19 protein-coding genes, 1 tRNA gene and 2 pseudogenes are annotated in these 19,335 nt (G+C 69.2%); 6 read left to right on the top strand and 16 right to left on the bottom strand.

Features of this window, described 5'->3' with window-relative positions; translation table 11 throughout:
- Positions 1–36 precede the first annotated feature (36 nt).
- Together OG747_RS19530 and OG747_RS19525 are read left to right on the top strand one after the other, a co-directional pair.
- Positions 37–1,680: an alpha/beta hydrolase gene (locus OG747_RS19530; protein ID WP_405880611.1), complete on the top strand. Its 1,644-nt coding sequence runs from the start codon at positions 37–39 to the stop codon at positions 1,678–1,680.
- Between the two features lie 107 nt (positions 1,681–1,787).
- Positions 1,788–1,861 (top strand) — tRNA-Thr (locus tag OG747_RS19525).
- A gap of 564 nt (positions 1,862–2,425) precedes the next feature.
- On the opposite strand, the gene OG747_RS19520 is transcribed toward OG747_RS19525, so the two are convergent.
- From OG747_RS19520 to OG747_RS19495, 6 genes and pseudogenes are all read right to left on the bottom strand, one after another.
- The gene (locus OG747_RS19520; RefSeq protein ID WP_405880610.1) at positions 2,426–2,773 is read right to left on the bottom strand and encodes a hypothetical protein; all 348 of its coding nucleotides are present in this window, start codon (positions 2,771–2,773) and stop codon (positions 2,426–2,428) included.
- Entirely contained in the window at positions 2,770–3,399 is a 630-nt protein-coding gene (locus OG747_RS19515; protein WP_365157397.1) for a SigE family RNA polymerase sigma factor, read from the bottom strand. The genes OG747_RS19520 and OG747_RS19515 overlap by 4 nt, the downstream gene beginning before the upstream one ends.
- Positions 3,400–3,470: 71 nt before the next feature.
- Positions 3,471–3,923, bottom strand: a complete 453-nt coding sequence (locus tag OG747_RS19510; protein ID WP_405880609.1) for a hypothetical protein — start codon at positions 3,921–3,923, stop codon at positions 3,471–3,473.
- Positions 3,924–4,004: 81 nt separating this feature from the next.
- A complete protein-coding gene (locus OG747_RS19505; RefSeq protein WP_365157394.1) occupies positions 4,005–4,304 on the bottom strand; it encodes a hypothetical protein in 300 nt (99 codons plus the stop codon).
- A 253-nt stretch (positions 4,305–4,557) separates the two neighbouring features.
- A pseudogene (locus OG747_RS19500) lies at positions 4,558–5,010 on the bottom strand (transposase); the annotation flags it as partial.
- A gap of 175 nt (positions 5,011–5,185) precedes the next feature.
- Positions 5,186–6,064, bottom strand: coding sequence for a helix-turn-helix transcriptional regulator (locus tag OG747_RS19495; RefSeq protein WP_405880608.1), 879 nt, complete (start codon positions 6,062–6,064; stop codon positions 5,186–5,188).
- Positions 6,065–6,169: 105 nt separating this feature from the next.
- Here OG747_RS19495 and OG747_RS19490 point away from each other — a divergent pair, with 105 nt between their 5' ends.
- From OG747_RS19490 to OG747_RS19480, 3 genes are all read left to right on the top strand, one after another.
- On the top strand, positions 6,170–6,868 hold the full coding sequence (locus OG747_RS19490) for an SDR family NAD(P)-dependent oxidoreductase (RefSeq protein ID WP_405880607.1): 699 nt from the start codon (positions 6,170–6,172) through the stop codon (positions 6,866–6,868).
- Positions 6,869–7,318: 450 nt separating this feature from the next.
- On the top strand, positions 7,319–8,272 hold the full coding sequence (locus tag OG747_RS19485; protein ID WP_405880606.1) for a helix-turn-helix domain-containing protein: 954 nt from the start codon (positions 7,319–7,321) through the stop codon (positions 8,270–8,272).
- A 37-nt stretch (positions 8,273–8,309) separates the two neighbouring features.
- Entirely contained in the window at positions 8,310–9,548 is a 1,239-nt protein-coding gene (locus tag OG747_RS19480) for an IS256 family transposase (protein ID WP_405880605.1), read from the top strand.
- Between the two features lie 269 nt (positions 9,549–9,817).
- Here the strand turns inward: OG747_RS19480 and OG747_RS19475 are convergent, their stop codons facing one another.
- The 7 genes from OG747_RS19475 to OG747_RS19445 form a co-directional block, all read right to left on the bottom strand.
- Positions 9,818–10,723: a hypothetical protein gene (locus OG747_RS19475; RefSeq protein ID WP_405880604.1), complete on the bottom strand. Its 906-nt coding sequence runs from the start codon at positions 10,721–10,723 to the stop codon at positions 9,818–9,820.
- A 305-nt stretch (positions 10,724–11,028) separates the two neighbouring features.
- Positions 11,029–11,388 carry a hypothetical protein gene (locus OG747_RS19470; protein ID WP_405880603.1) on the bottom strand — a complete coding sequence of 120 codons (360 nt, stop codon included), beginning with the start codon at positions 11,386–11,388 and terminating at the stop codon, positions 11,029–11,031.
- A 326-nt stretch (positions 11,389–11,714) separates the two neighbouring features.
- The gene (locus OG747_RS19465) at positions 11,715–12,029 is read right to left on the bottom strand and encodes a hypothetical protein (RefSeq protein WP_405880602.1); all 315 of its coding nucleotides are present in this window, start codon (positions 12,027–12,029) and stop codon (positions 11,715–11,717) included.
- 558 nt (positions 12,030–12,587) lie between these two features.
- Complete coding sequence (locus OG747_RS19460) at positions 12,588–12,728, bottom strand: hypothetical protein (RefSeq protein ID WP_405880601.1); 141 nt, start codon at positions 12,726–12,728, stop codon at positions 12,588–12,590.
- Positions 12,725–12,865 carry a hypothetical protein gene (locus OG747_RS19455; protein ID WP_405880600.1) on the bottom strand — a complete coding sequence of 47 codons (141 nt, stop codon included), beginning with the start codon at positions 12,863–12,865 and terminating at the stop codon, positions 12,725–12,727. The genes OG747_RS19460 and OG747_RS19455 overlap by 4 nt, the downstream gene beginning before the upstream one ends.
- On the bottom strand, positions 12,865–13,689 hold the full coding sequence (locus OG747_RS19450; RefSeq protein WP_405880599.1) for a recombinase family protein: 825 nt from the start codon (positions 13,687–13,689) through the stop codon (positions 12,865–12,867). Before OG747_RS19450 ends, OG747_RS19455 begins: the two co-directional genes overlap by 1 nt.
- A 353-nt stretch (positions 13,690–14,042) precedes the next feature.
- On the bottom strand, positions 14,043–15,029 hold the full coding sequence (locus OG747_RS19445; RefSeq protein WP_405880598.1) for an alpha/beta fold hydrolase: 987 nt from the start codon (positions 15,027–15,029) through the stop codon (positions 14,043–14,045).
- Positions 15,030–15,173: 144 nt separating this feature from the next.
- Between OG747_RS19445 and OG747_RS19440 the strand changes: the two genes are divergently transcribed.
- Positions 15,174–15,740: a helix-turn-helix domain-containing protein gene (locus OG747_RS19440; RefSeq protein WP_405880597.1), complete on the top strand. Its 567-nt coding sequence runs from the start codon at positions 15,174–15,176 to the stop codon at positions 15,738–15,740.
- Positions 15,741–15,784: 44 nt separating this feature from the next.
- On the opposite strand, the pseudogene OG747_RS19435 reads toward OG747_RS19440, so the two are convergent.
- From OG747_RS19435 to OG747_RS19425, 3 genes and pseudogenes are all read right to left on the bottom strand, one after another.
- Positions 15,785–17,603 (bottom strand): annotated as a pseudogene (locus OG747_RS19435) (DUF4158 domain-containing protein); the annotation flags it as partial.
- Between the two features lie 139 nt (positions 17,604–17,742).
- Positions 17,743–17,877 (bottom strand): hypothetical protein, encoded by a 135-nt coding sequence (locus tag OG747_RS19430; protein ID WP_405880595.1) that lies wholly within the window; start codon positions 17,875–17,877, stop codon positions 17,743–17,745.
- 69 nt (positions 17,878–17,946) lie between these two features.
- Positions 17,947–19,188 (bottom strand): IS256 family transposase, encoded by a 1,242-nt coding sequence (locus OG747_RS19425; RefSeq protein ID WP_405880594.1) that lies wholly within the window; start codon positions 19,186–19,188, stop codon positions 17,947–17,949.
- Between the last annotated feature and the right edge of the window lie 147 nt (positions 19,189–19,335).

The following is a 19,335-nucleotide window of genomic DNA, read 5'->3' as shown; positions in this document are numbered from 1 at the left end:
CCCCGGTCCCGCAGCCCGATTCGACCCTTCCGCGCGATGCGATCCCTCCGCACGATCGGACCCCTCCGTGCTGTTCGTGCGGTTCGTGCGGTTCGCGCGGTGCGTGCGGTGCGTGCGATCCATGCGGCTCGTACGGGCGGCGGCGTGTTGCTGGCCGCCACCGCGCTGCTCGTCTCCGCCTGCTCCGCGGGGAGTTCGACCACGACGACCACGGCGCCGGCGGACGCGGTGCTGGCCGCGCTGCCCCAAGCCACGCCGTCCGCGCTGGCGCCGTACTACGAGCAGAAGCTGACCTGGCGCAGTTGCGGCGCCGCCGGCTTCGAGTGCGCCACGATGAAGGCGCCGCTCGACTACAGCAAGCCGGCCTCGGGTGACGTCAAGCTGGCTGTCGCCCGCAAGAAGGCGACGGGCCCGGGCGAGCGGATCGGCTCGCTGCTGGTCAACCCGGGCGGCCCGGGCGGCTCGGCGGTCGGCTACCTGCAGGCGTACGCGGGGATCGGTTACCCGGCGGAGGTCCGTGCCCGCTACGACATGGTCGCGGTCGACCCGCGCGGGGTCGCCCGCAGCGAGCCGGTCGAGTGCCTCACCGGCCGCCAGATGGATACGTACACGGAGACGGACATCACCCCCGACGACAAGAAGGAGACGGGTGAACTGGTCGACGCGTACAAGAAGTTCGCCGAAGGCTGCAGCCGGCGCTCGCCCGAACTGCTCCGGCATGTCTCCACGGTCGAGGCGGCCCGTGACATGGACATCCTGCGCGCGGTGCTGGGCGACCAGAAGTTGAACTATGTGGGGGCGTCGTACGGGACGTTCCTCGGGGCGACATACGCGGGCCTGTTCCCGGACCGGGTGGGCCGCATGGTCCTGGACGGCGCGATGGACCCGTCCCTGAACGCCCGCAAGCTCAACGAGGACCAGACGGCGGGCTTCGAGACGGCGTTCCAGTCCTTCGCGAAGGACTGCGTGCGCCAGAGCGACTGCCCGCTGGGTGGCCCGGGCACGAGCCCCGATCAGGTGGGCAAAAACCTCAGCGCCTTCTTCAGGCAACTCGACGCGAAGCCGATCCCGACGGGCGACGCGAACGGCCGCAGGCTCGGCGAGGCGCTCGCGACGACGGGCGTGATCGCGGCGATGTACGACGAGGCGGCCTGGCCGCAGCTGCGCGGAGCGCTCACCTCGGCGATGAAGGACAAGGACGGCGCGGGCCTGCTCGCCCTCTCCGACAGCTACTACGAGCGCGACGCCGACGGTAAGTACGCCAACCTGATGTTCGCCAACGCGGCCGTGAACTGCCTGGACCTCCCGGCCGCCTTCTCCACCCCCGACCAGGTGGAAGAGGCCCTCCCCGCCTTCGAGAAGGCGTCCCCCGTCTTCGGTGACGGCCTGGCCTGGGCCTCCCTGAACTGCGCGTACTGGCCCGTGAAGCCCACCGGTGAACCCCACCGCATCGAGGCGAAGGGCGCCGCCCCGATCCTCGTGGTCGGCACCACCCGGGACCCGGCCACCCCCTACGCCTGGGCCCGGTCCCTCGCCTCCCAGCTCTCCTCCGGGACGCTCCTCACCTACGCCGGCGACGGCCACACCGCGTACGGCCGCGGCAGCGTCTGCATCGACTCCACGATCGACCGCTACCTCCTCCAGGGCACCCCTCCAGCCAAGGGAAAGCGCTGCTCATAGCCCTCCCGCACGCCCCGGAACCGGTCCTCCCGGGGCGTGTACGGAGCACCCCCGGAAACTGTGTAGACTTACCGACGTTGCTGATCGCACCATAGTGCGGACAGCGCGCCGCCTTAGCTCAGATGGCCAGAGCAACGCACTCGTAATGCGTAGGTCTCGGGTTCGAATCCCGAAGGCGGCTCCGAGAAACCCCAGGACTCACTCGCCGTGACCTGGGGTTTTTCCTTTTCTGCGGTCTCTGGGCTGTCCTTGGCCCCTTCTCGGGGCAGCATTCAGGGGCCTCTGGTGGCCGAGCGGTGGCCATTTGTGCAGCGGGCGTGCAGCGGCGGTGGCCGGGGTGCGTGTGGAGCGGGCTGAGATGCTGTCAGGTTCCTACAAAGCGCCTGGACGAGAGTCTTTTCGGTGCCGGTCCGCAGCGGCCTGAGCGGCCTGGCTGTTGCGGACCAGAAGCGGTTCGCCTCCGCCGTGGCCGGAACGAGCAGGAGGTGATCGGCGAGCCGGTCGTTCCTGGAAAGCGGGCTGGACTGACCGAGCGGATGGCGGCCGTGGTGCTTGCGGGAAGACTGGGTGTGGTCATCCGTCGGGGGCGCAACGTGCCCTGGGCCGCTACCTGTTCAACATCGAGGCCAGCGGCCCCGGCCAGGGCCTGCGCCCCTTCCGCGACCCCGACGCCGCTGAGGACGACGAGGAAGAGGCCTGACATCCTGGGCGTATCCGGGACGTCAGGCCGTTCGTTCGCTACTTGCTACCGGGCCCTGGGCCCGGACGCGACGGCGGAGGGCACCGGGTCCGGGGCGGTGGAGGGCACTGGATGCGGGACGGTGGAGGTAGGGGCGACGGTGGGGGTGGAATGTTGTGCGGGCGGTGCCGGGCGGGGGTGGTCCGGGGTGTGGGAGGACAGCAGGAGGACGACGGCGGCTGCGGCCGCCGCGGTGGCGGCGACGGCAATGGACAGCACTCGCCGGATCCGGCGTGTGCCCCAGGTGCTTCCGGTGGGCGGGCGGGCCGGTGACAGGTCGTGGGCGCTGATGAGCCGCCCGCGCGCTTCGAGCGCGGCACGCAGCCGTTCCTCGAGCGGCGCCCGATTACTCATCGGTCCACCTCCAAAAGCTTTTCCAGAGTGGCGAGCGCGCGGCTCGCGGTCGACTTGACGGTGCCACGTGACACGCCGAGGGTCTCGGCGATCTGCGCCTCGGTCAGGTCGGACCAGTAACGCAGGACGAGTACCTCGCGCTGGCGTTCGGTGAGCTGTGCCAGCGCGTCGAAGACCTGCCGGTGCTCCTCGGCAAGCAGCAGCAGCTCGTCGACCGGCGCCCCCGGGCCCTCGTACGGCGGGGTGTACGCGCGCGCTGTGCGCCGCCGACGCAGCACCGAGCGGGCGGCGTTGACCACCGCGGTGTGGAGGTAGGCGTGCGCGTCCTGGAGGTCGTCCAGCCGTTCGCCGTGCCGACGGCAGACGGCGGCGAAGGCATCCTGGACGACGTCCTCGGCGGTGTGCAGGTCGTCCACCAGGAAGGCCGCCAGCCGGACCATGTCGAGCCGCCGGGTCCGGTACAGATCGGCGAGTGTGGGGGAATCTTCCTCGCCGTCCCGGTCGGCCACCGAACGCAGGTGCCGGAATCGTCGGCCGGGGTGCGGCGCGCCCGACGCCGGAGACGGGGTGGTCCGGGCGCGGCGCAGTAGCCGGGCCCACCAGGGCGGGGCAAGGGTGAGCTGCATCGTCCTCGTTCAGATCAGGGGTACGGCGGGGCCGGCTCCGGTCCGGCCCCCCCACGCGTAGGGTCGGCGGCTCAGCGGCCGGTGTTGCCCGGGTAGGGCTTGCCGTTCGCGTCACCCGGGACCGGAGTCGGGTCGGTGTCGGTGGAGGTCTGCTTGCCCGGGGTGGAGGGCACGGCAGACGGGTAGGGCTTGCCGTTCGCGTCACCCGGGACCGGAGTCGGGTCGGTGTCGGTGGAGGTCTGCTTGCCCGGGGTGGAGGGCACGGCAGACGGGTAGGGCTTGCCGTTCGCGTCACCCGGGACCGGAGTCGGGTCGGTGTCGGCGGAGGTCTGCTTGCCCGGGGTGGAGGGCACGGGCTTCGGGTCGGCCGTGGCCGACGTGCCCGACTTGGCCGGGTGCGCGTGGCCGGAGCTGGCCGCCTGAGCGGCGATGCCGCCGCCCACCACCAGGGCGAGGCCGGCAGTCGACCCCAACACCCAGGTGCGCAGGGAACGGTTCGACTTCTTGGCGCGGATGTGCCGCATAGGAAACGACTCCAAAGAGTAGAGACAACGCTGAAGGTCGGGCAGCGCCGGGGCTGAAAATCCCGTCCCGGAAACCGCCTTTCACCCCACCAGACGTGCGGCCCCACCCGGGGTTGTCGCGATCCGCGAAAAAAATCTGCAGCCTTCGTGGGTCCAGCCGGTGAACGTCCACGCGTGGACGGCGGTGATGCCCTGGGCGGGGCCGCCCGCGCTCCGCGCAACCACTTCACCGACACCTGCGGCGCCCTCGCCCCGCTCGGCTACCCAGCCCTCCACCACCTCGCCGGTCCGCTGCGCAAGGCCGCCACCGACGCCGGCGATACCGGTCTGATGCATCTGTGGCCGCGCACCGGCTACCGCCCGGCCCTCGGACATGGTCATGGTGACGATGTTCAGCCTCACCCGCAGCGCCGAACTGGCCCCAGTCGGACACAGCTATCGCGAACAGGCCGCGCCCTGGATGACCACCACTCCTGCCGGCATGCCGCCGTGATGTGGTTCGAGCCCGGCGCCGGCCCCGATGACGGCCGCCGCTTCTATGCCTGCGATGGTCACGCGGGGCAATTCGCCCGGAGCGTGGTCATGGCGTCGGCCGCAGGCGGAAAGGTCGTCTGAGAGAGGCTCTCCCTGCTCCCTCCAGCCAGCACAGTTCGCGCGCTGCCGACAGCACATGCGTGGAGTCCGTCCGGGCCCGGCCCGCGCTCTTGAGCAGCCGCTTGTCACGGGCCGCGACCAGGACGCCGTCCAGCACCCGCCGCCCGGCGTCCGCCCCAGCCAGCCGGTCACGGAACTCCGACAGCACCGAGAAGTCGAAGCCCGGATCGTCCAGTTCCAGCCCGAGCGCGTACTTGAAGTCGATCCTGGCCCGCACTGCTTCAGCGGCCTGCCGGTCGGTCAGCCCCTCCACGAACTGCAACACCGACACCAGCGCCAGCCCGCCCGGTGACCAGGCCGGCCTGCCCCGCGCCGGGAACAGGTCCGCGAACTCCTCATCTTTGAACAACGAGCCCAACTCGTCCCGCACCCGGATCGCCAGGCTCCCCTTCGGGAACGCGGCCCGAGTCACCCGCACCGTCTCCGCCGGGATCTCCCCAGACCCCTTGAGCCTCCGCCAACTTGAAGACGCAGGTCAAAGGGCTGGCGTGACGGTCGCCCCAGGTTCTCACGCTGGTCGGAGGCGGCAGTCTCCGGACCGCCGGTGTCAGGACCAGGCGATCTCGCCGGGGACCGTGAGCCGTCGGTCGGCCGATGGGCGGGGCGGATCAGTTGCGCGTGCCGGCCGGTGGGCCGACGACGGTGGTGAGCTGGAGTTTGGTCTCGTCCTCACTGCCCGGCGCGGCGGTCATGATGACAATCTTGAGCTCCGTGTCGCCGTCGGTCAGGACATCGCAGTCCACCGTGACCGGGCCCACCGAGGGGTGATCGACCGTCTTGCGGACCTCGCGGTTCGCGGTCACCTCTCCCGTCGCCCACAGCTCGGCGAACCTCGCGTTGCCTGCGTTCAGGTCGCGGACCAGCGCGGCCAGGCGACTGTCCCGGGGGAAGCGGCCGGTGGCGCGGCGCAGATCGGAGACGAGGGCGGCGTCGGCGGTGTCGGGGTCCGTCTCGGTGACCGGCCACAGCGCGAGGGGGGTGTGATCGGCGCCCACCGGGAACCTGTCGCGGGCGAAGTTGCGCATCCGCGGCGGCGAGGCCAAGGGGTCTCCCAGCAGGGCGGCCCACCCGTGGTTCCACCACACCAGTTGCCAGTCCGCCGCGAACACGGCAACCGGTACGTCTCCGAGGCGGACGAGCACTCGTTGCATACCGGGCGGGAGGTGGTCGCAGATCGTGCCGTCCGCCGGCGGCACGATCTGGGCCAGCCGGTAGAGGTGGTCCCGCTCGGCGGTGGACAGTTGGAGAGCGCGCGCCAGGGATGCCACCACCGACGCCGAGGGTGTCGTGGCCCGCCCCTGCTCCAGGCGCACGACGTAGTCGACCGACACTCCGGCCAGGTCGGCCAGTTCCTCGCGCCGCAGCCCGACAGCCCGGCGCTTGCGGACGACCGGCAGCCCAGCGGCTGACGGGGGCAGCCGGTTCCGCCACGTGCGGATCATCGCGCCCAGTCCAGCTCCGGGGGGTGTCGTCGTCATGCTCTTCATCCTCCCGCGTCCCCGATCACATGCGGGGGCGCGAGGGTGGTACTGGTCTTCCCACCGTCGAAGCGTCCCTGGTCCGGCTCCCTCGTCCAGGCAACCATCGAAGGCATGACGATCACTTTCATCACCGGAGCCAACAAGGGCATCGGCCGCGAGACCGCCCGCCGCCTTATCGCGTGCGGTCACACCGTTCTCCTGGGAGCCCGCGACCGTGAGCGGGGTGAGGAGGCAGCCGCCGCGCTGGGCGCACGCTTCGTCCCCGTCGACGTGACCGACGACGCGTCCGTGGCCGCCGCCGCCGCGGACGTCGCCGAGCACGAGGGCAGGATCGATGTCCTGATCAACAACGCGGGGGTCCAGGGTCCCTTCGGTGATCCCGGCGACCTCACCGCCGCCGACGCCCGCGCCGTCCTCGACGTCAACGTCATCGGCGTGGTCCGCACCACCACCGCGTTCCTGCCGCTGCTGCGCCGTTCGGACGACCCCGTGATCATCAACGTCAGCAGCGGCATGGGCTCCCTCGCCTTCACCCACGACCCCGGCCGGTCCGAGTCGCAGGTCGCCGTGCCGCTGTACGCCTCCTCGAAGGCGGCGCTGACGATGTTGACCACGCAGTACGCCAAGGGGCTCAAGGGCATTCGCGTCAACGCCGCCGACCCCGGCTACACCGCGACCGACATAAACGGTCACAGCGGCTCCCAGACCGTCACCGAGGGCACGGACGCGATCGTCGCCCTCGCCACCGAGGGGCCCGGTGCCGGCACCGGACGCTTCATCGACCGCCATGGCGAGATCGCCTGGTCCTGACACCGGCGGTCCGGAGACTGCCGCCTCCGAGGCTCATTCCACCCCCACCGTCGCCCCTACCTCCACCGTCCCGCATCCAGTGCCCTCCACCGCCCCGGACCCGGTGCCCTCCGCCGTCGCGTCCGGGCCCTAAAGGCGCAGAACGGCCGTACCGACCTTGCTGCGCCGACGCACTCAGTCCCTACCGGCGACAGCCCGTCCGCCACTCGCGAGGTGGCGGACGGGCCGTGCGTGTCGACCGCGTCCTGCTGCCGCGATCACCAAGGCCGGCCGTGAGGTGCCATCGGCCCGGGCCGGCCTGCTCCGAAAGACAGGCCCCAGGTGAACGACAGTTCTGATCGTGTCCCCGGGGCAGATCACGATGCTCCTTCGGGACCGCCGACTGTTCTACGGCGACACCGCGCTGTGGACGTCAGCGAGCGTCCTCCGCCGACATCAAGAGGATTTCACGTGTTCGCGTCCCTCGCGTTCGATCTGGCACCGTATGCCGACATTGATGAAGATCAGTTCGTACAACGTGGTTACTGCAGTTGGCGCGACGCGGGTTGGCGATCGCTGCTGGTGCAGAGTTTTGTGCATGTCCGCCAAGTCGAGGACTTCCTGCTGCCTGGAACGTCCGACCTGCATCTCGTGCTGTGCACTGAGGGAGAAGCGATGATGCGGGTCAGCTCCAAAGGGACATCGACCAGGCGTCGTTGGAGGCCCGGCCGACTCGAGCTCAGGGTGCCCGGCCAGTCGACAGTACGGAGCTACACAGCGACGTCGATCATGTCCACCATCCAGGTGCATGTACGACGGACTGATATCGAGCAGGCCGCGCACGGGCTGAAGAAGCCCGCTGCCGACTTCGAGGAGTTGTCCGCCGAACTGAGCGCGGGTGACCCGGTCGTCGAACACATCGTCCGGTCCTTGCCGGCCAACCGGGACGCGGGGGACCTGTACGCCGAGTCAGCCGCGGCGTTCCTCGCAGCACATCTCATGTCCAGGGGCCGGATTCCTCGCATGCCCGGACATGAGCACGCCGCAGTGCGCAACGCCATTAGCATCATGCAGGATCGCCTGGCAGAACCGCTCACCCTCGCCGAGATCGCGGCCGAAGTGCATCTCAGCGTGTACCACTTCGTCCGTGTCTTCCGGGATGCCACTGGCGTAACACCATATCGATATCTCACCCGGCTTCGTATCGAGTCAGCCCAGCGACTGCTGGCGGAGACCAACCTCACCCTTGAGCAGATCACCCAGCGGTGCGGCTTCGCCGGGTCCAGCGCCTTGTCATCGGCATTCCTGCGCCAGGTCGGTGTCCGGCCGGTTGCGTCCAGGGAAGTGGTGTACGGGTTCGACCTGATCCGGGGGTTTGCTCCGGCATCGGGATGGTGCCCGCATAGACGAACGGCCACCGGCTGATCTTCGAAGTGTCGAAGCCTCGAAGGAGATCAGCACGATGACCGCACCAAACAGTCTGCCCCTGCACGTTCTCGCGGAGGACAACCTTGCCGCGGCGAGTCCCGACGTGTTGCGCGCGATGGTCAAGACGTTCGCCGACGCACTCATGTCCGCGGAGGCCGATGCCCTCTGCGGCGCCGAATACGGGCAGGTCAGCGACGAGCGCGTCAACCACCGCAACGGCTACCGCCCGCGCGAGTGGGACACCCGCGCAGGGACCGTGGAACTCGCCGTTCCCAAGCTGAGGCAGGGCAGTTACTTCCCGCACTGGCTCCTCGAACGGCGCCGCCGGGCCGAACAGGCCCTCATCTCGGTGGTCGCGACCGCCTACCTGCTCGGTGTCTCCACCCGCCGGGTCGAGAAACTCGCCGAGTCCCTCGGCGTCACCCAGCTGTCGAAATCCCAGGTCAGCGCAATGGCCAAGCACCTCGACGAGCAGGTCACCGCGTTCCGTAACCGGCCCCTGGACCAGGGCCCTTACGCGTTCGTCTGGGTCGACGCACTGACCCAGAAGGTCCGCGAGGGCGGCCGCATCATCAACGTCCACGCCCTGGTCGCGGTCGGCGTCAACGCCGACGGCCACCGCGAGATCCTCGGCATCGACGTCGCCACGGCCGAGGACGGCGCCGGCTGGCTCGCCTTCCTGCGCTCCCTGACCGCCCGCGGCCTCTCCGGCGTCCAGCTCGTCGTCTCCGACGCCCACACCGGCCTGGTGAACGCGATCGGCGCCGTCCTGCCCGGCGCTTCCTGGCAGCGCTGCCGCACGCATTACGCCCGAAATCTGCTGAGCCAGGTCCCGAAATCCGCCCAGCCCTGGGTGGCCACGCTGCTGCGGACCGTTTTCGAACAGCCCGATGCCGACGCGGTCCAATCCCAGATGCGGCACGTCCTGGACGCTCTGGAGGCCAAGTTCCCCAAAGCTGCGACCCACTTGGATGCCGCACAGCACGACCTGCTGGCGTTCACCGGCTTCCCGCGTGAGATCTGGCGGCAGATCTGGTCGAACAATCCGCAGGAGAGGTTGAACAAGGAGATCCGCCGCCGCACCGACGTGGTCGGCATCTTTCCCGACCGCACCGCCCTGATCCGCCTGGTCGGCGCGGTGCTGGCCGAGCAGAACGACGAGTGGACCGAGGCCCGCCGCTACATGGGGCTGGACCTGCTGGCCAAGACCCGGATCCACCCGATCGAGTCAGAAACCGACGAGACCGACCTGCCTACCGAACTCACCGCATAACCTCAAAACGAGATCACCGAGTGGCCGTCGATACACCACTCCAGCGGACGTGACCGTCCGGCCCTCCGCCTACCGCAAGGCGACTGCCGAGTAGCTCTCCGACGGGCGTTCTCGGGCGGTCTTCGCCAGGAGACGCCCGAGAGTGGTCAACCGCCCTGCTGTCGTACGGCGGCCGGCAGTTCTGCATCTCTTCGCCGTGCACGACGGTCCAGTGACGTCGGAACGGCTCGCGCAGGGACTCGCCGTGCCTGACATCATGAACCACCGCATCAACTCCCGGAAGAGCCCGCGAGGAGGCGCGCTGCCCGGCTGGTGCTTTCGGCGACCTGCTTCTGGTAGGCGGTCAGGGCAGTGGAGTTGGCGGAAATCAGTTGCCGCTGGTACCCGGTGAGTACGGCGAAGTAGACCGCGGCCAGACGCGAGGAGCCGGTGCAGGATTCGGCGGCCGTGGCCGCGGCGATCTCATTGGCAGTCGGCCGGTCTGTGTCCCAGGGCCCTGCGGCCAGTTCCTCGGGATCCTGGGCGGGATGTCCCGCTGCCGTCATGCATGCGGACCAGCGCTTGCGGGCGGTGACCACTCGCTGGTCCGTACCCGTCTGCTGGAATGACTGATCGAAAAGGGTCCGGACGAGCTTCCAGCCGTCGGTGTTTGCCAGACCCGGTAGTTGCTTGTCCGCCTCGGCAGAGCAAGCTTTGAAGTCCTTCTGCGAATACCCGGATCCACCTCCCGCGCCGCCCGGAAGTGCAACCGCCGTGTGAAAGCCCCTGCTCTTGGCTGTTGCGCGGCCGATGTAACCCCAGGCGCCGACCGGGCGGACCGCTTCGTTCCCCTCACTGCTCTTCGCGGCGACGCGGATCATGTTCTGGCCCGAGTAGGTCTTATTCCCTCTGCTCTTCATACAGCGGACCACCAAGGCCTTTCGCGTCCTGAACAGCAGGTCGTCGTCTTGCTCGGAAGTGTTGTAGGCAGATAGCGGGAGCCGTGTCAGCCCGTCGTACCCACTGGCAGGCGCTGTCGGCGAGGCTGTGATGACCGGCGGCGCGCCCGCCGCACTGCCTGCGAGGTTCGAGGAACAGGCGGTGGCGAGCAGGCCGGAGACAACAATCGTCGCCGCCACACCGGCAAAGCGTCTTGCTCCTCGCCGTGCGGCGAGCGGGACCCTGGTGAATGCCATGCGGGAAGTACCTCTTCGGGAAGGGCAACAACGTGACCGGGCTCGCATCTGCTAACAGACGGCCACGACGCCCAGCTCGCGGCCCGAGTTGACGGCGGGTAAACCTCTACGGCGCTTCGGGGCCGGCTTTCTGGTCCCTGGTGCGGAAACAGACCTCGGCTGGCTGCGGCCCCGCCAGGGGGCTCACAGCCAGCGAAGTCTCCAGCAAACGCCGGGCGAGGGAGCCGCCGTGGTCGCTTGGCTTTACGCACCGGCGGCCAGGTCAACCGCGCGCAGCCGGAGCTGCCGCCCTAGTGGATCTTATTTCAGTAAATGCCCACGCCGTGAATGTCCGGTGGCCGGTTCGGGAATACGGTCCAGGTCCACTTCGCAAAATCGGTAACTGTGCCATTGACGTCATCAATCCAGGCGACGTTGTTGCCCGTGTAGATTTCGTCGAGCCACCCCTCCACCCTTCCGTACGTGTGCGGGCCCGCAAAACAGCGTGTGCCATACCACGAATCAGACGCGACACTGCGAGCTTTGATCTTCAGGTAGTCGGTGTGGTCGCCGCAGGGAAGTTCGCCAGCGGAAGCATTTGTCACCGGCCCGAGCAGGGTCATGACGGCGGCCCCCGCAAACGCGATAACTCCGCCTACTTTCAATCTCTTCTTGATCGAGTGCACATTCTCTCCTGAAGCTCGTCCAAGCCCGCGCCTGGCGGGCATTGGGATGTGATCTCCAAATTAGGTGCACGCGGTTGCGCATGGCCATGCTTCAGCTTGCTGCCGCAGCAGCGTGATCTTGCGGTACGCCGGCAACCGGTCACTGGCGCCCCGCCCTCCAGCGCGGCGAGGGTGATATGGGCACGATCGAAACGCACACCGACCCTGGCACACCGGACACACAACCGAGACCAACCGCGAAGCACAGGCCCCTACACGTCCTGCCGAGCTACTCCTCCTCCCCGATCCGCGGATACGCCCGGGCGAAACCGAATGAGGATGGAATGTCATGAATCATTCCTGATAGACCCGCGTTGACCAGGTAAACCCTGCGGCATCCGTCGGCTTTGTGCCGATGCTGGCATGATGATGATGGATGCTACGAACGCGCTGGCTGCGATCAAGGCTCTGGAGACGCAGAGGTCTGTGCCGCTGGTGTCGTCAAGGGCGGTGACGTTGATGCCGGTCTCCGGGATGTCGCTGTCGATCGCCGCGACGCGGCTGCCACAGATCGGGCAGAAGCCGCGCTTCGCCTCGCCTTCGAAGGTCTCGCACCAGGTCGGCTTGCTCTCGCCGGTCCAGGTGACCGTCGCGAAGCCCACCCACCACGTCGCCGGGGTGCCGCCGAGCTTCCGGCAATGCTCGCAGGCACAGGTGGGGATCGTCCGGGATACCGGATGCCTCGTACATGTGGTCGCCACACTGGCAGCGCCCAGTCCACAAGGTCGGGGACGACGATTCGCTCGTCCACGGGGACGGCTCCTGGGTGCGGGAGAGCTGATTCCGGCGACAGTGTGCCGCGCCACAGCGAGATCGCGCTGGCGTTCGACATCAGCCGACCCCAACGGGATGGCGATTCCACCCTTGAAGGCGAATATCCGTACGAACCTACACGGTTCGACGTCGCAGTACGCACAGGCCACGCGTGGGCAGCGGGTGGCGCCTCGCCTCCGCTCGCATCGGACAAGCACTCATGACAAAGCCCCCGGAATTGAATGAGTTGCGATGCCGGGGACCCTGCCCGTTGCGTGAGGGCCGGAGGTCAGGCGGCGGGGGTGAGGGCCAGGGTGTAGTGGCGGCCGGTGGCCAGGTGGACGGTGAGGGTGTCGCCGTCGGCGGTGGCGGCCTGGTAGGCAGGGTGGGCCAGTGTGTGACGAGGGCTATTCGCCCGGGTCGAAGTCCGTGTCTGAATCCTCGGCCTCGCAGGGCTCGGGCCAGCGGCCGAACGGCCCGATCGGCTGCTCCGGCGCGGCGCCGAGCAGGCCCGGCCCCTTCGTTCGGTGCGGCGGCAGCGGGATCACGCGTCCTCCCCTTCGCGTCGGGCCTGCGCCAGCAGCGCGGCCACGACATCGTTCGTCCCGTCCTCGGTCTGCTCAACGAGCGTGTGCAGCACGTCGTCCGTGGTGCCGTCCATGACCTGCCGGGTGAGCCGTTCCATCAGCTCGGGGTCGGTGCCGCTGCCGGGGCCGGTGAGGTCCACCCGGGTCGGCCGGCGCGAGGCGATGATGTCCGGCCCCCGGCCGGTTGGCCGGTCTCCCCGGCGTCCGCGAGCGCGCGGTAGACGGAGGCGACGGAGGGGTGCTGTCCGGCGTTCTTCCCGGTCTTGATCGTCAGCTTCCCCGCGATCTCGGGGACGGGTACGCCCTTGTCCTTGAGCGCGCGAGCGAACAGCAGCATGTCGTCGTCGATGACCTTCGGCCGTCCGCCGTGGTTGCCCTTGGTCGCGGCGGCGTGCTGCCCCTCCAGGGTCTTCTCCCGGATGTAGTTGCGGTCGAGCTGGGCGGCGACGGCGAGCACGGCGAAGAACATGGCGCCCATGCCGTTGGGGTCGTAGATGCCGCTGAGCGGGCCGGTGAGGAGTTCGAGCTGGACGCCGGCGGCCTGGAGCTGGTTGGACAGGGTCATCAGCTCGGCGGCGTTGCGGGCCAGGCGCTTGAGCTCGTGGACGGTGAGGATGACCTCCTGGTCAGGGGCGGCCTCCTTGATGTCGTACGCCAGCTTCAGCGCCTGCTCCAGCTTCGGCCGCGTCTTCACCCGCGTGCTGATCTTCTCGGAGAAGATCCGCTTGCAGAGCGGTTCGAGCGCGTCGAGCTGGCTCTGCAACTCCTGCTGCGCGGTCGAGCAGCGCGCGTACCCGATCCGGATCGGCTTGGCCGCCGCGGCGACCGGCACCGCCTCCACGGGCGGACCCTGCTTCCAGGGTCGTCCCGGGCCGCGGTCCTCCGGCACGAGGACGTCGAGTTCCTCGCGGAGCGCGGGCACGAGGATGAAGCGGGCGGTGTGGTACTTCGTCGCGGTCTTCCCGCCGCGGGTGCGGCAAGCACTGCCAGCCGAGGCTTCACACTTCGGACAGTCGTTTCGTTCTACCGCGTTTGCGGCTTGATCGGGCGTCAGATCCACTCCGGAAGTCTGTCAGAACTGTCTCGCACAACATGCGGGTTTTGAGAGGCCTTCTGCGAATGGCGACCTGCGGATCGTGATCGGCTTCGAGCCTCTCGCAGAACTCTCGCAACTGTTCATTTGTGAGAATCACGCAGCACCCGGCCGTAGCCGCTGCGCTCGGGTACGCGCGCCGAACTGTTCCGTGTACAGAGGCCCCGGCCGCGCCTGGCGGTTCAACCCGTGAGGGTGTTGAGCCAGCCGGTCAGCAGACGGTTGATCTCCTCGGGGCGTTCCTGCTGGATCCAGTGGCCGCAGCCCTCTACGAGGTGGGAGGCGGTCAGGCCGGGGAGGGTGGTGGGGAAGGCGTCGATAGCGTCGGACATCCAGGTGGTGGAGGCGTCCAGGGCGCCGCCGATGAACAGGGACGGCTGCTTGATCGGGGCTCCGCGGTGGGGGGCGAGGTCCTCCCAGTCGCGGTCCACGTTGCGGTAGCGGTTGAGGGCGCCCGTCAGACCCGTGCGCTCGAACTCTCCGGCGTAAACGTCGAGGTCGTCCTCGGTCAGCCAGGCCGGGAGGATGCCGGCGGGAAAACGGTCACGCAGCCGGCCGCCGTGGGCGACGAAGTGCGGGTCGGGCTCGCCCTGGGCGGGCATGGTGTCGGCGGACAGGGCGGCGTAGAAGCCCGCGAGCCAGCCCCGCACGTCAGGCTCGATCTCCGTCTCGGCGCGGCCGGGCTCCTGGAAGTAGGAGACGTAGAACTCCTGCTCGGGGCCGCCGATCTGGCCGAAGATGTCGGTGGGGCGGGGGCCGCCGGGTGGCGCGTACGGGACGCTCAGCAGGGCGACGGCCCGGAAGACCTCGGGGTGGAGCAGGGCGGAGGTGGCGGCGATGTTGGAGCCCCAGTCGTGGCCGACGACCACCGCGTTCTCCTCGCCGAGGGCGTGCACGAGGGCGACGTTGTCCTCCACCAGGTCCAGCATCCGGTAGGCGTCGGTCTCCGCAGGCTTGGAGGAGCGGCCGTAGCCGCGCACGTCGATCGCCACCGCCCGGTAGCCGGCCGCGGCGAGGGCCGGGAGCTGGTGGCGCCAGGAGTACCAGGACTCGGGGAAGCCGTGCACAAGCAGGACCAGCGGGCCGGTGCCCTGCTCGACCAGGTGAAGGCGCCCGGCCGGGGCCTCGACGGTGCGGTGGCGGAGTGCGGCGGACGGCTCGGGCTGCATGGGGGCTTCTCCTCGGTTCGCGGGTGGATGCAGGTACGCATCGATCATGCGGCGCGACGACCGTCCACCGCGATTACCCTTGCCAATCTGGCAAACTTGCAGGACAGGATGGTGGAGCGGCACGTCCGGAAGGGGGCAGAGCGGGTGACAGGCGACGACGTGGCCGACACGCTGGCGGCGATGGGCCCCCGGCTGCGGGCCGCGCGCGAACACCGCGGCTCCACGCTCACCGGCGTCAGCTGCGCGACCGGCATCTCCCCGAGCACGCTGTCGCGGATCGAGACCAGCCGACGCAAGCCCACTCTGGAAGTGGTGCTGCAGTTGGCGAAGGAGTACGGCGTCTCCCTGGACGAGCTGGCCGGCACCGCTCCCGCCGCCGAGCCCCGCACCTCCGCGCTCCAGCGTTTCGGCGACGACAAGGCGGTGCTGCCGCTGACCCGGTACGTCGGGGGCCTGCACGCCCACAAACATGTCCTGCCCGCCGTCCAGGAGCCGCCCGCGCGGCCTCGGCAGGTCTCCCACGACGGCTGGGAATGGCTGTGCGTCCTGTACGGGCGGCTGTGGCTCGCACTCGGCGACCAGGACCTCGTCCTGAGTGCCGGGGACGTCGCCGAGTTCGACACCCGCAATCCCCATGGGGTCGCGAACGCCGGCCCCGGCGGCCCGGTCGAGTACCTGATCATGTTCGGGCCGCAGGGAGAGCGCCTGTGACCGCGCACCCCGCCCGCCCCCGGCCCCAGGGCCCGGTAGCAAGCGATCCTGGGGAGCATCGCCTCCGTGGTGTTCTTCAGCCAGGTCAGCGACTCCGGCTCACCCACCGCGCCGAGCTTGTCCACCGACAACCTGGCGCGGCCGCCGCCCTCGGGGACGACGACCTCCACCTTCGCGTCGTCCCCGGCCTCTTCCAGCCGGTCGGCCATCTGCCGCCACGTGGCATCCAGGGCGGGCCTGGACCAGCTGGTCCAGGTGCTCGGCGGCGTCCTCGGACAGGGACAGGCCCGCCAGCACGTCCGCCTTCATCGCCTCCCACCGCGGCCCGTCCAGCAGCCTCGCGCGCGGGTCCGCCCACCGGTTCGACGGCGAGGCGAACACGTCCCGCCGGTTCAGCGCGCGGTGCAGCTGCTCCAGCACGCACACCACGTATGCGTCACGGTCGACCGCGCCCTGCGGCAGCTTCGAGTTGGAGAACACCGCCCGCTTCCACATCGCCGGCACGAGTTCGGCGTCGACCTCGCGGGGCAGCAGCGGCCGGTCCTTGACCCGCCGCCGCGACAGTGCGGGCAGCCGGCGTACCGCGGCGAGCACCCGCCGCCCGGCCGGGGCCGCACCGAGCGCGTCCGACTCACCCAGCAGGGACAGGAAGGGCCGGACGGTGTTGTAGCGCAGGGCCAGCTTCTCCCGCATGGCCGCCCCGGCCGACCCGTCGTCCTCCGGCACCAGAGCCTCCACGGTCGCGACCGCCCAGGACACCGCCGTACGCGGCACGGCCTCCTCCACCGCCGCCCACAGGGCGCCGACGTCCAGGTCCGTCCCGGCCTCGGCGACCAGGTCCAGCTCCTCGGTCAGGATCTTCGACGCCTTCGCCAGAATGCGGGCCGCCTTCTCCAGCTGCGGCAGCATCGCCAGCCGCTCCCGGTCCGACGCCCGCCGCGCCGGGCTGATCAGCCGGTTCGCCATCAGCACCACGAACAGGTCCAGCGCGTCATCGACCGCCTGCGCCTCCAACTGACGCACCACCGCCGTCAACAGCGCGGTCCGCCGCGGCTCCGGCGCCCGCTCGATCGTCTGCGCCTTGCTCAACTGCCCGTACCGGGCCAGCGTGGACAGCCGGTTCACCGGCACCCGGGACAGGTTCACCCGCCCCAGCGCGAACGCCGAGATCTCCTCCACCCGCTCCATGGCCCGCACCATCGCCGTACCCGTCGACTTCGTCGGCGGAGTACGCAGCCGCTCCAGCTCAGAGACCCGCTTGCCCTCCGGCACGACCAGCAGCTCAGCCAGCGCCGGCGCGAGCGACGGATCGGCCCGGGACGCGGCGCGGGCCACCGCCTCGTACAAGCGCCGCTCGGCAACCGTCCGGGCCTCCGACACCTGCCGGGCCAACACCGAAACGCCGGGCAGTAGCACCCGGTTCTTCCGCAGCCACGTCACCGCGTGGTTGAACAGCGCCACAGGCCCCTCGGCATGTGTCCACGCCCGCCCGTACAGGAAGCCGCGGAACCGCCCCCACTTCCGATCCGTGAAGTCCCGGTACTTGAACCGCTTCTGGATCTCCGCCGCGTGCTCATACACCGTCCATCGGCGCTCCGGGTACCGCTTCACGCACGAGGCGTCGGCGATGCCGAGCTGCCCGGCCAGATACTCCACGGCCTCCCACGGCACCGCGAGTGGGCCCTCACCCAGGAACCGGCCGATGTAGCGGACCGTGCAGATCTGCAGGGCCATGCCCAGGCGATGTGCGTCCGTACGACGCAGGGCGATCAGGTCACGGTCGTCATCGTCGAGGAAGAAGAACCGCTCCAGTTCCGGGCGGGTGGGCACCTCGGTGAACTTCCCGTACGCCTCGGCCTTTATCTATACGCAGGCCAGAAGTGTCAGGGACGGTAGCCATGCCCCGACAGCAATCGAGGATCTTCCTCCGAACCCCCGCACCAGGCCGATCACGTGTGCTAGACGACCATGATCATTCTCACCGGGATTTCCTGTACCTCAACTACTCACGCCCGGCCTCCGCCTCAACGAGTTCAGCCGCGATCCGCTCCATCTCCGCGCAAAGCTCCTCCGCCCGCACCTGGGCAGCCGCCTCCCGCTCCTCCAGCATCCCCATCACCGACGGCATCGGTGTCATCGGTCACGTCCACGGACGTGGTGTACGGCTGACGCTATGAGGGGCGTCAGCCGTGGTCACTCACATAGCTCAGTTGCGGAGTGCGGGCGGTCCTTCGGGCTCGGGGGTGTCGGTCTCGGCTGATGCAGTGCCGGTGCAGTTGGCGAGGATGTCGGGGCCGATGTAGCGGCGTTGTTCGGTCCATTCGTCGGTCTGCTCGGCGAGCACGGCGGTGACCAGGCGGAGGACCGCGTCGCGGTCGGGGAAGATGCCGACGACGTCGGTGCGGCGGCGGATCTCCTTGTTCAGCCGCTCTTGTGGGTTGTTCGACCAGATCTGCTTCCAGACCTGCTGGGGGAAGTGGGTGAAGGCCAGCAGGTCTTCCCGGGCCTCTTCCAGATGGAGGGAGGCTTTGGGGAAGCGCACGGACAGCGAGTCGATCACCTGGTCCATCTGCCGCTGGATCGCTTCGGCGTCGGGCTGTTCGAACACGGTCCGCAGCAGTGTCATCACCCCGCTGACCGCGCTCTTTGGAACGCAGGAGGCCAAATTTCGGGCGTAGTGCGTTCGACAGCGTTGCCAGGAGGAACCGGGCAGCGTGGCGCCGATCGCGTTGACCAGGCCCTCGTGCGCGTCGGAGATGACGAGCTTGACTCCGGACAGGCCGCGGGCAGTCAGGGAGCGGAAGAACGCCAGCCAGCCGGGCCCGTCCTCACTGGTCACGGCGTCCAGGCCGATGACCTCGCGGCGGCCCTCACTGGTGACGGCGACCGCGACCAGGCAGGCGATGTTGACCACCCGGCCGTCCTCACGGACCTTCATGGTCAGTGCGTCGGCCCACACGAACACATACGGGCCGGCATCCAGGGGACGGTTGCGCCACGCGTCCAGCTGCCCGTCCAAGTGCTTGTCCAGATTGGAGACTTGGGACTTCGACAGCTGGGTGACACCGAGGTCTTTGGCGATGCCCTCGACCCGGCGCGTGCTGACTCCCCGCACGTAGCAGGTGGCGATCACGGACATCAGGGCCTGCTCGGAACGGCGGCGGCGTTCCAGCAGCCACTCGGGGAAGTAGCTTCCTTCGCGCAGCCGGGGCACGGCCAGTTCGACGGTCCCGGCCCGGGTGTCCCACTCGCGGGGCCGGTAGCCGTTGCGGCGGTTGACGCGCTCCGGTGTCACTTCGCGGTACTCGGCGTTGCACTGTTCCTGCACGTCCGCGCTCATCAGCGCGTTCGCGAAGGTGGTCAGCATCTGCCGGACGAGATCGGGACTCGCCGAGGCGAGATAGTCCTCCAGCAGCTCGGGGAAGGACACACTGTGCGGAGCGGTCATCGGGAACCTCCACGGACGGGCTTTGATCGGTACGTCCGAAAGGCTCATCCGATGGCCGCTCCTTCATGTCCCACACCACCCGCATGCCTGGTCAAACCACCCCGACCAGCGACGGCCTCAACAACCCGCCGTACACCACGTCCGTGG

The sequence above is a fragment of the Streptomyces sp. NBC_01384 genome, from assembly GCF_045040035.1.
Taxonomy (GTDB): Bacteria; Actinomycetota; Actinomycetes; order Streptomycetales; family Streptomycetaceae; genus Streptomyces.
The sequence above is the reverse complement of the archived record's forward strand: the minus strand, read 5'-3'. Positions and strand labels throughout refer to the sequence as shown.

Coding starts and splice junctions, on each gene's coding strand:
- OG747_RS19530 (WP_405880611.1), top strand. CDS start 37: ATGCGATCCCTCCGCACGATCGGACCCCTCCGTGCTGTTCGTGCGGTT.
- OG747_RS19520 (WP_405880610.1), bottom strand. CDS start 2,773: ATGAGTAATCGGGCGCCGCTCGAGGAACGGCTGCGTGCCGCGCTCGAA.
- OG747_RS19515 (WP_365157397.1), bottom strand. CDS start 3,399: ATGCAGCTCACCCTTGCCCCGCCCTGGTGGGCCCGGCTACTGCGCCGC.
- OG747_RS19510 (WP_405880609.1), bottom strand. CDS start 3,923: ATGCGGCACATCCGCGCCAAGAAGTCGAACCGTTCCCTGCGCACCTGG.
- OG747_RS19505 (WP_365157394.1), bottom strand. CDS start 4,304: ATGACCATGTCCGAGGGCCGGGCGGTAGCCGGTGCGCGGCCACAGATG.
- OG747_RS19495 (WP_405880608.1), bottom strand. CDS start 6,064: ATGAAGAGCATGACGACGACACCCCCCGGAGCTGGACTGGGCGCGATG.
- OG747_RS19490 (WP_405880607.1), top strand. CDS start 6,170: ATGACGATCACTTTCATCACCGGAGCCAACAAGGGCATCGGCCGCGAG.
- OG747_RS19480 (WP_405880605.1), top strand. CDS start 8,310: ATGACCGCACCAAACAGTCTGCCCCTGCACGTTCTCGCGGAGGACAAC.
- OG747_RS19475 (WP_405880604.1), bottom strand. CDS start 10,723: ATGGCATTCACCAGGGTCCCGCTCGCCGCACGGCGAGGAGCAAGACGC.
- OG747_RS19455 (WP_405880600.1), bottom strand. CDS start 12,865: ATGGAACGGCTCACCCGGCAGGTCATGGACGGCACCACGGACGACGTG.
- OG747_RS19445 (WP_405880598.1), bottom strand. CDS start 15,029: ATGCAGCCCGAGCCGTCCGCCGCACTCCGCCACCGCACCGTCGAGGCC.
- OG747_RS19430 (WP_405880595.1), bottom strand. CDS start 17,877: ATGACACCGATGCCGTCGGTGATGGGGATGCTGGAGGAGCGGGAGGCG.
- OG747_RS19425 (WP_405880594.1), bottom strand. CDS start 19,188: ATGACCGCTCCGCACAGTGTGTCCTTCCCCGAGCTGCTGGAGGACTAT.